At 60.1% G+C, this 14909-nt stretch carries 12 protein-coding genes and 1 pseudogene; 12 read left to right on the forward strand and 1 reads right to left on the reverse strand.

Annotation, left to right across the window (positions count from 1 at the left end; genetic code table 11):
• On the forward strand, positions 1–509 hold a 509-nt coding region (locus NKJ18_RS27975; RefSeq protein ID WP_352760797.1), incomplete at its 5' end, for a transposase.
• 665 nt (positions 510–1174) lie between these two features.
• Here the strand turns inward: NKJ18_RS27975 and NKJ18_RS27980 are convergent.
• The gene (locus NKJ18_RS27980; protein ID WP_023816852.1) at positions 1175–1885 is read right to left on the reverse strand and encodes a toll/interleukin-1 receptor domain-containing protein; all 711 of its coding nucleotides are present in this window, start codon (positions 1883–1885) and stop codon (positions 1175–1177) included.
• Between the two features lie 868 nt (positions 1886–2753).
• Between NKJ18_RS27980 and NKJ18_RS27985 the strand changes: the two are divergent.
• From NKJ18_RS27985 to NKJ18_RS28035, 11 genes and pseudogenes are all read left to right on the forward strand, one after another.
• Positions 2754–3625: pseudogene (locus NKJ18_RS27985) on the forward strand (IS3 family transposase); the annotation flags it as partial.
• A 214-nt stretch (positions 3626–3839) separates the two neighbouring features.
• Entirely contained in the window at positions 3840–4166 is a 327-nt protein-coding gene (locus tag NKJ18_RS27990; protein WP_023690557.1) for a helix-turn-helix domain-containing protein, read from the forward strand.
• Positions 4141–5397 carry a type II toxin-antitoxin system HipA family toxin gene (locus NKJ18_RS27995; RefSeq protein ID WP_352760799.1) on the forward strand — a complete coding sequence of 419 codons (1257 nt, stop codon included), beginning with the start codon at positions 4141–4143 and terminating at the stop codon, positions 5395–5397. Before NKJ18_RS27990 ends, NKJ18_RS27995 begins: the two co-directional genes overlap by 26 nt.
• Positions 5398–5871: 474 nt before the next feature.
• Entirely contained in the window at positions 5872–6765 is an 894-nt protein-coding gene (gene nifH, locus NKJ18_RS28000; RefSeq protein ID WP_352760802.1) for a nitrogenase iron protein, read from the forward strand.
• A 98-nt stretch (positions 6766–6863) separates the two neighbouring features.
• A complete protein-coding gene (nifD, locus tag NKJ18_RS28005) occupies positions 6864–8366 on the forward strand; it encodes a nitrogenase molybdenum-iron protein alpha chain (RefSeq protein WP_352760804.1) in 1503 nt (500 codons plus the stop codon).
• A 125-nt stretch (positions 8367–8491) separates the two neighbouring features.
• Complete coding sequence (gene nifK / locus NKJ18_RS28010) at positions 8492–10033, forward strand: nitrogenase molybdenum-iron protein subunit beta (protein ID WP_352760806.1); 1542 nt, start codon at positions 8492–8494, stop codon at positions 10031–10033.
• Positions 10034–10096: 63 nt separating this feature from the next.
• A complete protein-coding gene (gene nifE, locus NKJ18_RS28015) occupies positions 10097–11587 on the forward strand; it encodes a nitrogenase iron-molybdenum cofactor biosynthesis protein NifE (RefSeq protein WP_352760809.1) in 1491 nt (496 codons plus the stop codon).
• An 8-nt stretch (positions 11588–11595) separates the two neighbouring features.
• Entirely contained in the window at positions 11596–12978 is a 1383-nt protein-coding gene (nifN, locus tag NKJ18_RS28020) for a nitrogenase iron-molybdenum cofactor biosynthesis protein NifN (protein ID WP_352760811.1), read from the forward strand.
• On the forward strand, positions 12944–13441 hold the full coding sequence (gene nifX, locus NKJ18_RS28025) for a nitrogen fixation protein NifX (RefSeq protein ID WP_352760814.1): 498 nt from the start codon (positions 12944–12946) through the stop codon (positions 13439–13441). The genes nifN and nifX overlap by 35 nt, the downstream gene beginning before the upstream one ends.
• 17 nt (positions 13442–13458) lie before the next feature.
• Positions 13459–13938 (forward strand): NifX-associated nitrogen fixation protein, encoded by a 480-nt coding sequence (locus tag NKJ18_RS28030; protein WP_352760816.1) that lies wholly within the window; start codon positions 13459–13461, stop codon positions 13936–13938.
• Between the two features lie 27 nt (positions 13939–13965).
• Positions 13966–14751 carry a response regulator transcription factor gene (locus NKJ18_RS28035; protein WP_352760818.1) on the forward strand — a complete coding sequence of 262 codons (786 nt, stop codon included), beginning with the start codon at positions 13966–13968 and terminating at the stop codon, positions 14749–14751.
• Positions 14752–14909 lie beyond the last annotated feature (158 nt).

The raw sequence follows: 14909 nt of genomic DNA on the forward strand, positions 1-14909 counted from the left end.
ACGATCACGCCGGCCTGGTGGCAGCGATCGGCGAGGTGATCCCCGAAGCCGCCTGGCAACGCTGCTACGTGCACTTCCTCAGGAACGCGCTCGATCATCTGCCGAGGAAGCACGGCGACGACTGCCTGCAGGAATTGCGCTGGCTCTACGACCGGCGCGATCTCGCAGAGGCCAGGGCTGATCTTGCCGCATGGCTTGCCAAATGGTCGGCACGCTATCCGCGCCTGACAGGCTGGGCCGAGGATGCCATCGAACAAACCCTGACCTTCTTCAGGCTGCCGAGACAGCACCACAAGCATCTCAAATCCACCAACATGCTGGAGCGGCTCAACGAGGAAATCCGCCGGCGCACCTATGTCGTGCGCATCTTCCCCAATACCGAAAGCTGCCTGCGCCTGGTCAGGGCCTTGGCCGTCGAGACCAACGAAAACTGGATGGAGGCCAATCGATACATCAACATGGATGATCTGCGCGAGCACAAGAAGCTCGCTCTGCGCCAAGCCGCATGACCAGCATCATGGCTGCCCCATTTTGCAGAACTTGACGCACAAAACCATTGCCCCCGAGTCATGCGCGGTCGGTCGTGAGGTGCCTCCGGCTATCCACAGCACTTCCCGGCAAGGTGCCCAACGCCCATTAGAGGCGCATGGATCGGCTTGATCAGGGCGTTGGGCGCGGTCGTCATGAAGCCGTAAAGCTCGAAATCGCCGGCGCCGTCCTTGACCTTGCGCACCCCATGCCATGGCGTCCAGAGGCCAGCGAAGAAGAAAAGCGGCCGGGCCTCATTGAGCGCGAACCAATCCGCTGAATACCTGTCTCAGGGTCCTTATGCCGGGTGTTGGGCTGGGCTCCGAGAAACTCGTCACAGGCACCACACAGCGATGCTCAACCCCAACATACTGCTGCCAATGGCCGTATTGTGGGTTGCGGATATTGGTCGTGCCGTAGTCGGCCCTGCCCTTGACCCGTTCGAGCGGTGTCGGCATTCCCCAAAGCAGGTTGGCGACTTCACGTTGCCCGTCTGCCGCATTGCGGACCACCGGACCGGGATGGTTGGGGGCTGGTTGGGGTAGATGTCGATGGACGGTTCAGGTTGCCTGAGATGGTCGCGCAGAGCCCTGGTGCACTGGCGTATGGCTTCTTGCGACGTGGTGATGTTGTACAGATTGCACATCTAGGAAGGAGCAACCCCGTTCTTTTTGGCAAGCATGGAAAGAGCTTTTTCCTTGATATCTGCCGCGACCAAAGTCAGAGCTTCGTCGCGATCCTTGAAACTTGCGATCGATGTACCCTTGAGGGTCGCCTGAAAAGACCCGAAGACCTCTTCCTGCCACAAGCAATTTCTCGCGATCACTGGAATAACAACCGTCGTGTTGTTGGCCTCTCTCTCCATCGCGTGGGTTAGCTCAATCTGGTTGCAATAACGCGAGTTGATAAAGTCAACGCTTATCAGGAGGATGATAATGTCGGCGCTTTCTAGATTGCCCTTGATGGCGTCCGCCCATTTGTCGCCAGTCTCGATTTCGCCATCGTGCCAAGCCTCGACAAGACCAAGTCGGCTCAGCGGCGTAAGGTGCTTTAGAAGGTCAACCTTGATAGCCGCATCTGCATGCGAGTAGGAGATAAACGCCTTGAGAGGCTTGGGACTGGGGCTAGCCGCATTTTGGGGGAGGGACATAGTCCCACCGGGACCTCCTCTTATCAGTCCATTCTTCCTCAGGCGGTCCTTAGTTGTCGTGTAACGTTCTTCTATCCAACCCAGTTTATTGAAAAGGGCTGCGTTCTTAACGCTCACTTTTCCGCCACCCGACAATTCTCTAACGGCGTCCATAAACCGGTCTTCTAGAGTTCCAACGCGCTTCCGCGATTTTGCCTTGCTTGCCATTTTATGGAGCCCCCCGAATCTAGGTCGACAGTTCCAGCGAAAGTCTTTTGCAGTCAAGTCGACGCTGGAAATTAAGCCGGGAAATCCTCTAATTGGGGAGCCGGCTTGTTGCCAGCAATAAACTCGAACGGTGTTGCGTCTTTGTGTTAGCTTGTCGGGTCGGAGGTCTAGCAAGCCTGAGTTAGAGCCTTCTCAAGGGCCGGTCTGGGCACCTCAAGCTGCGCCTCGTGGCCACCCCATAGTCGTCCCCGACGCTGCGAGCCGTCCAAGGGTTGTCAGCTTTGGTGATGCTGACACGGGGCCTCAATAGCCTAACGCGCTTACCGTCATCTCAGCCCCTGTCGGTTATGTCCGCGGCCAAGGCATCGATATTCCGTCGAATTGCTCTCCCAGGTCGCACCGCTCCTTGGCTCATATCGCATTACCAAAGACTATCTCTGGAACGAAATTGACCGGCCCCGGGAACGCTCCAGGCCGATCCGAGCTAACCGGTCAATCCAAACAACTTCGAATTACCTTAGCGGGTATTACTCTAAAAATGCCCACGGTGCCCCGGTTACAGGCAGCCCGCGAACGCGGGCGAAAGGGTGGACGCCGTCCGAAACAAACCCAATCAGCGCTCCGAAATCACTCGACTCAGCTAAATGAAGGCTGTGCGGCATCTGAAGCAGCCCGTCTCTTTCATAGGACCACCGTCGAGCGCATCGGCGCCGAGGTCAAATAGCCGTTGGCTGAATGTTCTTTCAGTTGGCCGTCTGCAGCGACGCATGCACTAGGCCTATTACGAAGAAAAGCCGGTGGACGGTGGCCACAGCAGCTGTATGAACCGTGCTCGCCGGCGTGCCTTCGGACGTGGCAACCGCATCGGGTCGAGCCGATCTGGAAGGTGCTGCCGATCGCCCCGTCGAGCTACCACGACCATGTCGCCAAGCGCATCGATCCTTCCCGGCTGTCGGCTCGGGCGAAGCGGGATGAGGCCATGGCCTTGAAGGATGAGGTCCGACGCGTGTTCGAGGCCAACTTCCGCGTCTACGGCGTTCGCAAGGTCTGGCGGGAGTTACAGCGTGAGGGCTCGACGTCGCCCGCTGCACGGTTGCCCCACTGATGAGGGCCATGGGTCTTGAGGGCATCATCCGCGGCAAGCCGATCCGCACCAAGGTGAGCGACAAGGCCGCACCTTGCCCTCTCGATCACGTTAATCGCCAGTTCCATGCCCCGGCGCCGAACATGCTGTGGGTCTCCGACTTGACCTGCGTCGCGACCTGGACGGGCTCCGTCTATGTCGCCTTTGTCATCGACACCTATGCGCGAAGGATCGTCGGCCGGCGGGTGAGCCGGACGGCGCATGCCAGCTTCGTTCTGGACCCTCTGAAACAGGCTCTCCATGATCGGCGGCCCGTGCAGGGGGGCAGGCTGATCCATCACAGCGATAGAGGCCGCCCAATACGACTCTATCAGATACACCGAGCGCCTGGTGGAGGCCGGCGTTGAGCCTTCGGTAGGCAACGTCGGCGACAGCTACGACAATGCTCTCGCCGAAACGATCAACGGCCTTTACAAGGCCGAGGTGATCCATCGACGCGGACCATGGCGCAACTTCGAAGCCGTCGAGTTCGGTAGCTCGATTGGGTCGATTGGTTCAACAATCGCCGGCTGCTGGAGGCCATCGGCAACATTCCGCCGGCCGAACCCGAGGAACGCTACTACGCCATTCTGTATGACCCAGCCATGGCCGCGTGACTCAACGAAACGGCCTCCGGAAACCCGGTGCGGTTCAGTTCTCGGAGGAACGACGTTGCCGCGCGGCGCTAAAGAGAGAGGAAGATTGATCTCTTTTCATATCATTTTCTTCACATATGATACATAAACAGATCATCAAAGCATTGAAACTACTCGCTGGATGAGATACCTTTGCGTACCATCGCGCATTGGAATAGATCGCATAGGTTGCGTTATGGACTCTCAATCGGAAATTCTACGGGAAATCGGTGGGTTTTTCAGGCAGGCGAGGTTGGCCGCTGCGATGACGCAGGAGCAGGTCGCCGATTTGGCGGGTATATCCCGTCCCCGATATCGCGACATCGAAAAGGGAGCCGCAGCCGCGCGTGCGACGACGCTCATGAATATCGCTCGCGCGCTCGGTCTGGAAATGATGCTGGTTCCGCAAGCCATGGTGCCGGCTGTCCAGGCTCTATTGCGTCCGCATGATGATGACGATCGACCCGCCTTTGTTTCTCAACCTGACGATGACGATCATGGCTCCAGTCTTTCGCGCACCTAAGACGATCCCGTCACTGGACGTGCTCTTGAATGCAGTGAAGATCGGCACAATCGTCAGGACGCCGGGCGATTTCAATGCGTTCAACTTCGATGACGCCTACCGCGCGACGGGCGGCTTTCCGGTTCTCAGCCTGTCGTTCCGGGCAGCGACGGGAGGATTGCGGAAAGATCCAAAGCCTCTGGCAAGCGCCTTGCCCGCTTTCTTCGCGAACCTCCTGCCGGAGGAGAAATTGCGGGAGGCGATGGAAAGGCATCACGAAGGCAATGTGCGGCCAGGCAATGATTTCGATCTTTTAGCGGCACTGGGCGCCGATCTGCCGGGAGCCGTACGGGCGTTGCCCAGTGACGGCGCGATAACGGTTTCGAAGGATGGCTCAAAGGATCACCCCAAGGCACGGTTCTCGCTTGCCGGCGTGCAGATGAAGCTGTCGGTCATGAAGAACATTGGAAAAGGCGGCGGCCTTACCTTGCCGATGGACGACGAGCAGGGCCGGTACATTGCCAAGTTCCCTTCGACGGCGTTTCCGGGCGTTTCCGAGAACGAATTCGCCAACCTGGCGCTGGCAGCAGCAATCGGCATGGAGGTTCCTGAATGCGAACTGGTCGAGAAGTCCGATTTTGAGGGCGTTCCCGAAGAATTCAATACGCTGTCGGAGGGCAAGGTCCTTCTCGTCAAACGCTTCGATCGCGGCGCCGGTGGCGAGAGGATACACATCGAGGATTTCGCTCAGGTCTTCGGTGTCTACCCCTCGCGCAAATATGAGGGGGCCGCTTATCACGACATAGCCTTGGCTCTTGGCGTGGCCGTCTCGCCTACGGCGGCTCTCGATTTCGTCCGCCGCCTGGCACTGAGCGTCATCACCGGCAATGGCGACATGCACCTGAAGAATTGGTCTTTGATGTATCCCGGAAACGGCGACAAGCCGGCGCTTGCACCAATCTACGACGTCCTGTCCACTGTGCCATATATTCCCGCCGACGCCATGGCGCTGTCGCTTGGAGGAGAGCGCTCGTTCAAGGCGCTAGCAGCACCGCGATGGAAAGCATTTGCGAACCGCGCAAGGCTTCCGGAGCCGGCAGTCCTAAAGGCAGTGGTCGAGACGGTCAAACTCGTCAACGAGTACTGGTGGCATCTGCCTGAGCGCGACGTTGTCGCAGCGAAAGTGCTCAAGCGGATGGACGAACATGTGAAGGCGTTGACGCCGATACTGAACTCCTGCGCCGATAAGTGAGCCGAGTCCCCTCGGGTTGCTGATATAGCGGAACTTTCGATCCGCGGCCCTATGGATGGCTGGATCGAAGGCATGCCAGCGTGGCGCAAGATTCCGCGGAGTGTCCACGATGACACGCGTGAGCAAGCACGTCAGCTCGCCGGAACAGACAGCATCCCGCAATTCACCCAACAGGATCGAGCTGCTGTTCGTCCACTTCAACATAACGACGCGGTTCAAACGAATTCGGTGACTGAGGATCGCGATCCGACGCTTTGTGTCGCCATTGTCGGGTCCGCTACACGGTCTGTTGCGACGATCCTTTCTTTGGCCCTCAGGCTAAACCCCTGAAAAGCAACCATCAAATTATTCTTCGGTTCGATCAGCCAAATTGGCACGAGTCTTGAGATCCTTAGGTGCGAGGCGGCTACAGCTGCCCGACCGGCATTCATGTCGCGGCAGCCGCGATGAATGGAACGAAGGAAGGAAAGCTACATGTCAGGTTTGCGTCAGATCGCCTTTTACGGCAAGGGCGGCATCGGCAAGTCCACCACCTCCCAAAATACGCTCGCCGCCCTTGTCGACCTCGGGCAGAGAATCCTCATCGTCGGCTGCGACCCCAAAGCCGACTCCACCCGCCTGATCCTGAACGCGAAGGCGCAGGATACGGTGCTGCACCTCGCGGCAGAGGAAGGTTCGGTGGAAGACCTGGAACTCGCGGACGTGCTCAAGGTCGGGTACAAAGGCATCAAATGCGTGGAGTCGGGCGGGCCCGAGCCGGGTGTCGGCTGCGCCGGCCGCGGCGTGATCACCTCAATCAACTTCCTCGAGGAGAACGGCGCCTACGACGACGTCGACTATGTCTCCTACGACGTGCTCGGGGATGTGGTGTGTGGCGGTTTCGCGATGCCGATCCGCGAGAACAAGGCCCAGGAAATCTATATCGTCATGTCCGGCGAGATGATGGCGCTCTATGCCGCCAACAACATCGCCAAGGGTATCCTGAAATACGCCCATTCGGGCGGCGTGCGGCTCGGTGGCCTGATCTGCAACGAGCGCCAAACCGACCGCGAGCTCGACCTCGCCGAAGCGCTGGCTTCCAAGCTCAATTCCAGGCTTATCCACTTCGTGCCGCGCGACAACATCGTCCAGCACGCCGAGCTCAGGAAGATGTCTGTCATCCAGTATGCGCCGGACTCCAAGCAGGCCGGGGAATACAGGGCGCTGGCCGAGAAGATTCACGGGAATTCGGGCCAGGGCACCATCCCGACCCCGATCACCATGGAGGAGCTCGAGGACATGCTGCTCGACTTCGGCATCATGAAGACCGACGAGCAGATGCTTGCCGAGCTTCAGGGCAAGGAAGCGGCCAAGACTGCCGCACAGTAGCGACTGCTGCCGACATGAGGCGCCGCCTGACCTGGTGCGTCTTTCAAAGAACGGCGCCTCGTCGGTGAGGCGTCACCCTGAACCTTGAAAGGGGTCCCATGAGCCTGGAATACGAGAATGACGGTGGCCTCCATGCGAGGCTTATCGAGGAGGTGCTGTCGCAATATCCTGACAAGTCGGCGAAGCGCCGCAGAAAGCACCTCAGCGTGGCAAAGAGCGGCGACGAGGCTGGCGAGGAAAGCGAGGTCCTTTCCGAATGCGAGGTCAAATCGAACATCAAGTCCATCCCCGGCGTGATGACGATTCGCGGCTGCGCCTATGCCGGCTCGAAAGGCGTGGTGTGGGGTCCAGTCAAGGATATGGTCCATATCTCGCACGGCCCGGTCGGCTGCGGGCAATATTCCTGGTCTCAACGCCGAAACTACTACGTCGGCACGACCGGCATCGACACGTTCGTCACCATGCAGTTCACCTCCGATTTCCAGGAGAAGGACATTGTTTTCGGCGGCGACAAGAAGCTGGAACGGATCATCGACGAGATCGAGGAACTGTTTCCGCTGAACAAGGGCATGACTGTGCAATCCGAATGCCCGATCGGCCTCATTGGCGACGACACCGAAGCTGTGTCCCGCAATAAAGCCAAGGAGCACGGAAAGACAATCGTGCCGGTGCGCTGCGAGGGCTTCCGCGGCGTTTCGCAATCCCTCGGCCACCACATCGCCAATGATGCGATCCGCGACTGGGTGTTCGAGAAGAAGGACCTCGAGTTCGAGGTCGGCCCGTACGATGTCAATGTGGTCGGCGACTATAATATCGGCGGCGACGCCTGGGCTTCGCGCATCCTGCTCGAGGAGATGGGCCTGCGCGTGGTCGGCAACTGGTCGGGCGACGCTACGCTGGCCGAAATAGAGCGAGCGCCGAAGGCGAAACTCAATCTCATCCATTGCTACAGGTCGATGAACTACATCTGCCGGCACATGGAGGAAAAGTATGGCATCGCCTGGATGGAGTACAATTTCTTCGGCCCCTCCCAGACCGAAGCCTCTCTGCGCAAGATAGCCAAGCACTTCGGGCCGGAAATCGAGGCCAAGGCCGAGGTGGTCATCGCCAAATACCGGCCGTTGGTCGATGCCGTAATCGCCAAGTACCGGCCGCGCCTCGAAGGCAGGACGGTGATGCTCTATGTCGGCGGGCTGCGCCCCCGTCACGTCGTCACGGCATATGAGGACCTGGGCATGGTGATCGTCGGCACTGGCTACGAATTTGGCCATAGCGACGACTATCAGCGCACCGGCCACTACGTGAAAAAGGGCACGCTGATCTATGACGACGTGACTGGTTACGAGCTGGAGAAGTTCATCGAAGGGATCCGTCCTGATCTCGTGGGCTCCGGCATCAAAGAAAAGTACCCGGTCCAGAAGATGGGCATACCGTTCCGACAAATGCATTCCTGGGATTATTCCGGCCCGTATCACGGCTACGACGGCTTCGCCATCTTCGCCCGCGACATGGATCTGGCCATCAACAACCCGGTCTGGAACCTTTACGACGCCCCCTGGAAGAAAAAAGCCGAGCCGTCGGCGGCGATCGCCGCCGAATGAAACCCTGGCCTCCCGGAAGACGGGAGGCCGTGAATGCCTGTGGCCCTTCGTCCGCGGGAGACCTGAAACGTTTCGACGTCCCTGTGCCGCCCTATGGCGGGCCAGATGGAAAGAGGTAACCACCCATGCCGCAGTCGGCTGAAAAAGTTCTCGACCACGCGCCCCTGTTCCGCGAGCCGGAATACAGGCAGATGCTCGCCGAGAAGAGGCTGAATTTCGAATGCCCTCACCCGGACCAGATCGTTACCGACCAACGCGAATTCACCAAGACGTGGGAATACCGCGAAAAGAACCTTGCTCGCGAAGCGCTTGTCGTGAACCCCGCCAAGGCCTGCCAGCCGCTCGGCGCGGTGTTCGCGGCCGCAGGCTTCGAGCGAACCATGTCCTTCGTCCACGGCAGCCAGGGCTGCGTGGCCTACTACCGCTCGCACCTGTCGCGCCATTTCAAGGAGCCTGCTTCGGCGGTTTCCTCCTCGATGACCGAGGACGCGGCAGTGTTCGGCGGCTTGAAGAACCTGGTCGATGGGCTCGCCAACACGTACCAACTCTACGACCCGAAGATGATTGCCGTCTCGACCACTTGTATGGCGGAGGTCATTGGCGATGACCTGCACAGCTTCATCGAGAACGCCAAGGACGAAGGCTCGGTCCCGCGCGACTTCGACGTCCCATTCGCCCATACGCCGGCCTTTGTCGGCAGCCATGTCGACGGCTATGACGTTGCGGTCAAGGGCATTTTGGAGCATTTCTGGAAGGGCGAGGAGCGAACGGAAGCCGAGGGAACCATCAACATCATTCCGGGCTTCGACGGGTTCTGTGTCGGCAACAACCGGGAACTCAAGCGCCTGCTCGATCTGCTGGGCGTGTCCTATACTTTCATCCAAGACGCCTCTGACCAGTTCGACACGCCGTCCGACGGCGAATACCGCATGTATGACGGCGGCACGAACATCGAAGACGTGAGGAAGGCACTCAACGCCGAGGCGACGCTGTCGCTGCAGCATTACAACACCCGAAAAACACTCGAGTATTGCCAGGGGGTAGGGCAGGCGACTGCCTCGTTCCATTACCCGCTCGGAGTCCAGGCGACCGACGACTTCCTGATCGAGGTCTCCGCGATTTCCGGCAAGCAAATCCCCGAGACAATCCGCCTGGAGCGCGGCCGACTTGTTGACGCCATGGCGGACAGCCAATCCTGGCTGCACGGTAAGAAATACGCCATCTACGGCGATCCGGACTTTGTCTACGCCATGGCCCGCTTCATCATGGAGACGGGCGGCGAGCCCACCCATTGCCTCGCCACCAACGGCACCTCGGCATGGGAAGCGGAGTTGAAGGAACTGCTTGCATCATCGCCCTTCGGCAAGGACGCTCAAGTCTGGGCGGGCAAGGACCTCTGGGCGATGCGCTCGCTGCTCTTCACCGAGCCGGTGGACCTGCTGATCGGCAACTCCTATGGCAAGTATCTGGAGCGCGACACCGGCACGCCCCTGATCCGGCTGACGTTTCCGATCTTCGACCGCCACCATCACCATCGCTTTGCGCTTATGGGCTACCAAGGCGGGTTGCGCGTGCTGACGACGATCCTCGACAAGATCTTCGACAAGCTCGATCGCGAGACAAGCGAGACGGGCGTGACGGACTATTCGTATGACCTCACTCGCTAAGCGTGCCGGCCGGCTCATCGGTGAGGCCGGTCGTCTTCCCGAGGGACTTTGGAGACCGACGCAATGTCCTTGCTCAGAGCCAAAATCCAGGATGTCTTCAACGAGCCTGCCTGCGAGCAGAACCGCGGCAAGGATGCCAAGGCGCGCAAAGAGGGCTGTTCGAAGCCGCTGACCCCCGGGGCGGCTGCCGGCGGCTGCGCCTTCGACGGCGCCAAGATCGTGCTGCAGCCGATCACCGACGTCGCGCACCTGATCCATGCGCCGCTCGCCTGCGAGGGCAATTCCTGGGACAACCGGGGTGCGGCTTCGTCCGGGCCAACGCTGTGGCGCACGAGCTTCACGACCGACCTCACCGAACTCGATGTTGTGATGGGGCAGGGCGAGCGGAAGCTTTTCAAAGCGATCCGCGAGATCAAGGAAGCGTATGGGCCGCCGGCGATCTTCGTCTATCCGACCTGCGTGACGGCGCTGATCGGCGACGACATTGAGGCCGTGTGCAAACGCGCGGCGGAAAAGTTCGGCTTGGCCGTTGTCCCGGTCAATGCGCCGGGCTTCGTCGGCTCCAAGAATCTCGGCAACAAGCTTGCCGGCGAGGCGTTGCTCGAGCATGTCATCGGCACGGCCGAGCCCGACGATGTCGGCCCTTACGACATCAACATCCTTGGCGAATTCAACCTCTCGGGCGAATTCTGGCTGGTGAAGCCGCTCCTTGACCGGCTGGGCATCCGGGTGCGCGCCTGCATTCCGGGTGACGCGCGTTACTTCGACATTGCCTGCGCGCACCGTGCCCGGGCGGCTATGATCGTGTGCTCGACCGCGCTCATCAATCTGGCCCGCAAGATGGAGCAGCGCTGGGAGATCCCGTTTTTCGAGGGCTCCTTCTACGGCATCAGCGCCACGTCTGAAGCGCTCCGACAAATATCTCAGCTGCTCGTGAAGAAGGGTGCCGATCCGGAGATCCTCGGCCGTACCGAGGTATTGATTGCAGAGGAAGAGGCGATCGCTTGGAAGAGGCTAGCGGCCTACCGGCCGAGGCTCGCAGGCAAGCGCGTGCTGCTCAACACCGGCGGCGTGAAGTCCTGGTCGGTCGTCCATGCGCTGATGGAGATCGGCATCGAGATCGTCGGAACCTCTGTCAAGAAGTCGACCGTCGAAGACAAGGCGCGCATCAAGCAGATCCTCAAGGACGACAACCACATATTTGAGCAGATGGCGCCGCGCGAGCTCTACGCCATGCTCTCAGAACGCAAGGCGGATATCCTGCTGTCGGGCGGGCGCACGCAATTCATCGCGCTGAAGGCCAAGACACCCTGGCTCGATATCAACCAGGAGCGCCAACACCCTTACGCCGGCTATGACGGCATGGTGGAACTCGTTCGCCAGATCGACATCGCCATTCACAATCCGATCTGGGCGCAGGTGCGGGAGCCGGCACCATGGGATTGCCAGCCTACGGTGAGGGAGGAACGGCCGCGCACGAGAAGCGATACCGTGACCTTGCATGCTGTCCAGGAATTCTCCGGCACGACGGCCGGTGATTTCGGCGAGTGTTGAGGAAGCCAATGGGCCGGATCCTTCCCCAGACCAAAGCGGCGGCGGTCAATCCGCTGAAGTCATCGCAGCCATTGGGTGCCGCCTTGGCCTTTCTTGGCGTCGACGGCGCGATGCCGTTGTTCCACGGCAGCCAGGGGTGCACCAGCTTCGCGCTCGTGCTCTTGGTGCGACATTTCAAGGAAGCCATTCCCTTGCAGACAACGGCGATGGATGAGGTGGCGACGATCCTTGCCGGGGCGGACCATCTGGAACAGGCGATCCTCAACCTCAAGGCCCGCACAAAGCCAACGCTGATCGGGGTTTGCACGACCGCGCTGGTGGAAACCCGGGTCGAAGACTGCGGAGGGGATGTCGCCAATATCAGGCTGAAGCGCATGAAAGAACTCGCAGGTACGGAGGTGGTGCTAGCCAACACACCGGATTTCGAGGGCGCGATCGAAGAGGGCTGGACCAAGGCTGTCACCGCTATGATCGAAAGGATTACGCGGCCCGGCGAGCAGGCGCGGCAGTCGAAGAAGATCGTGATCCTGCCTGGCTGGAACCTGACTGTGGCTGACATCGAGCATTTGCGTGAGATGGTTGAAAGCTTTGGACTGAAGCCGATGATTCTGCCGGACATCTCCGGCTCGCTCGACGGTACGGTGCCCGACCGCTGGATCACGACCACCTATGGCGGCACCAGCGTCGAGGATATCCGCGAGCTTGGCACGGCTGTGCAATGCGTCGCCATCGGTGAGCATATGCGCCGCCCGGCCGAGCTGCTGCAGAGGTTGACCGGCGTGCCTTACGTGCTGTTCCGGTCGCTGACTGGATTGAAGGACGCCGACCGGTTCGTCTCGCTTCTCTGTGCGGTTTCGGGCGCGGCGGCGCCGGCTGGGGTGCGCCGTCGGCGGGCGCAGTTGCAGGACGCGTTGCTCGACGGACATTTCCACTTTGGAGGCAAGAAAATTGCGATCGCTGCTGAACCAGACCAACTCTACCAACTCGCGAGCTTCTTCATCGGCATGGGCTCCGAAATCGCGGCGGCGGTCACAACAGCCGCTATGTCGAAAATTCTGGAGGAAGTGCCGGCGCAGTTGGTTCAAATCGGCGATCTCGGCGATTTGGAAGCGCTTGGCGCCGGCGCTGATCTTCTCGTTACTCATTCCCACGGCCGCCAGGCGGCGCAGCGCCTCGGCATTCCGCTCATGCGGGTCGGCTTCCCGATCTTCGACCGGCTCGGGGCCCAGCACAAGCTCACAATCCTCTACCAGGGGACCCGCGACCTGATCTTCGAGGTTGCCAACATTTTCGAAGCCAACGGGCGAGCGCCGACGCCTGAGGCGCTTGATCCACTCCGTAAGCGAGAAATGCCAGATGAGCTCCGTTCGTCGCCTCTCGCTCGTCACTGACGAGGTTCACGCACCGAAGCCGGAACGCCAAGCCGGCGCATTGCGCGTGGCAATCGCCACGCAGGACATGAAGAACCTCAACGCCCATTTCGGGTCGGCCAGGCGCTTTGCTGTCTACGACGTGATGCGCGAGGAGTGGAATCTCGTCGAAGCCGTGGCATTCGATGACGTTTCCTACGAGAGCGGGAAGCACCGAACTGAGGGCGATGACCGCATCACCCCTAAGGTGGAGGCGCTGAAGGGCTGTCATCTCCTGTTTTGTCTGGCGATCGGCGGACCTTCGGCAGCCAAACTTGTTTCCGCAAAGATCCATCCGATCAAAGTGCCGCAGCCCCAGACCATCCAAGAGGTGCTGTTGCGCACGCAGATGATGCTCAGGACGTGTCCTCCCCCTTGGCTGCGCAAGGTGCTGGCGCAGGCAGGTGTCGCTAAACAGAAACCTTCCTTCGAGGACGAAAGCTGAAATGAGGAGTGGGCGAAATGTTTGAAGCCGCTGTTAGCCCTGCCGCCACCGAGGACGAGGCGGCCCTTGCCACCCCGTTCGTCAAATGCCTCGTGCGGCTGATCCGTGCCAATGATTCCCACGGGTCATGGGAAGGCAAATCGGACGCCGAGCTGCTGGGCGACTTCATCATCACCAGGGAACAGCGCCGTACAATTCCAATCATCGGCGATCCCGATCCGGACGTGCTGTGGAGGCTCGATAAGTTCTATACCGCCGTCGGGCTTGCGATTGAGGAGCGCTCCGGCCTGATGGCATCGCCGATGATGGAGATAAGCCACGAGGGCTTCGGGCGCGTGCTCTTCACGGCCGGGCGACTGGTCGTTCTGTCCAAGACCCTGCGCGACGTCCATCGGTTCGGCTTCGAGACGTTCTGGAAACTCGCTGCGGTCGGTACCCAACTGGCCGGCGATGCCACCGCAGCCATTGAGGCTTATCCCGAGGTGGCGCGGGCGTGATGGAACCGATTTTGGATCAAGGGGATCATGTCAGGCCTTGAGGACATACCGTGGCCAGCCCACTCAACCGAGGCGGTCGATGCCGATGTGGTTCTTGGGGTAGCGCTGATGAAGCCACTGGTCCTGATCTGTTCGCAAGATGCTGAGTTGTATCTGTTCCTCAGCCACATTCTGGGAGTGGACGGCTTTACGAGTGAGCCGGCAGGCGGGGTGAAGGAAGCACTTGCATTGGCCGATGAACGGGAGCTCCAGGCGGTAGTGCTGGACTGCGGGCCAGCAAGCGCGACAGGCTCTACAATCTGCGCCCGGCTCAAGGGGGAGCCCCGGACCGGCGGCCTGCCCGTTATTGCCCTGATCGCGCCTGGCGCCGAGAACCAGCACCTCGATCTCTGGAAGGCAGGCATTGACGAGAGCTTTGTGCGGCCCTTCGCGCCGGCCAAGCTGCTTGACTGTCTACGGATGAAGCTGGCGCTGCCAAAGCCGGGTTCAAACGGGATCGAAAACGGCAGCTGGCTCTGTTGCGGCAGCCTTGAGATGAAGCTCGATGCTCACCGGGTTCGAGGTAATGGCCACGACATCCATCTCGGACCTCTCGAATTCAACCTGCTGCGGCAATTTCTTGAGGCTCCCGGCAAGGTATTCAGCCGAGACGAGCTGATCGACGCGGCCTGGCCGGACAATATCCATATCGGTGAACGTACTGTCGACGTCCATATCAGCCGGATCAGAAAGGCGCTGAAGGCGGCCTCGCCAGGGAGCGTCATTCGTACTGTCAGGTCTGCCGGCTACTCGCTCGAGAAGCCGGACGACTGAATAGCGAACGGTAGTGTGCCACTCTCCATCTTCGTTCTGCTAAAGGGAATTCTTGCGGCTTCGAAACGCGCTACGGGCGCGACATACTCAGGGGGAGCAGTCAGATGGCCTTCAAAAGCCTACTCAGTGTAGCGGGAGCTGACCACTCCGATCGGGAC

The sequence above is a fragment of the Mesorhizobium sp. M0217 genome, assembly GCF_040321955.1.
In the GTDB taxonomy this organism is placed as follows: domain Bacteria; phylum Pseudomonadota; class Alphaproteobacteria; order Rhizobiales; family Rhizobiaceae; genus Mesorhizobium.

Excerpts from the sequence above, each read along its gene's own strand:
- nifN (WP_352760811.1), top strand. The coding sequence starts at position 11,596 with ATGGGCCGGATCCTTCCCCAGACCAAAGCGGCGGCGGTCAATCCGCTG.
- nifH (WP_352760802.1), top strand. The coding sequence starts at position 5,872 with ATGTCAGGTTTGCGTCAGATCGCCTTTTACGGCAAGGGCGGCATCGGC.
- NKJ18_RS27990 (WP_023690557.1), top strand. The coding sequence starts at position 3,840 with ATGGACTCTCAATCGGAAATTCTACGGGAAATCGGTGGGTTTTTCAGG.
- NKJ18_RS27980 (WP_023816852.1), bottom strand. The coding sequence starts at position 1,885 with ATGGCAAGCAAGGCAAAATCGCGGAAGCGCGTTGGAACTCTAGAAGAC.
- NKJ18_RS28035 (WP_352760818.1), top strand. The coding sequence starts at position 13,966 with ATGTCAGGCCTTGAGGACATACCGTGGCCAGCCCACTCAACCGAGGCG.
- NKJ18_RS27995 (WP_352760799.1), top strand. The coding sequence starts at position 4,141 with ATGGCTCCAGTCTTTCGCGCACCTAAGACGATCCCGTCACTGGACGTG.
- nifX (WP_352760814.1), top strand. The coding sequence starts at position 12,944 with ATGAGCTCCGTTCGTCGCCTCTCGCTCGTCACTGACGAGGTTCACGCA.
- nifE (WP_352760809.1), top strand. The coding sequence starts at position 10,097 with ATGTCCTTGCTCAGAGCCAAAATCCAGGATGTCTTCAACGAGCCTGCC.
- NKJ18_RS28030 (WP_352760816.1), top strand. The coding sequence starts at position 13,459 with ATGTTTGAAGCCGCTGTTAGCCCTGCCGCCACCGAGGACGAGGCGGCC.
- nifK (WP_352760806.1), top strand. The coding sequence starts at position 8,492 with ATGCCGCAGTCGGCTGAAAAAGTTCTCGACCACGCGCCCCTGTTCCGC.
- nifD (WP_352760804.1), top strand. The coding sequence starts at position 6,864 with ATGAGCCTGGAATACGAGAATGACGGTGGCCTCCATGCGAGGCTTATC.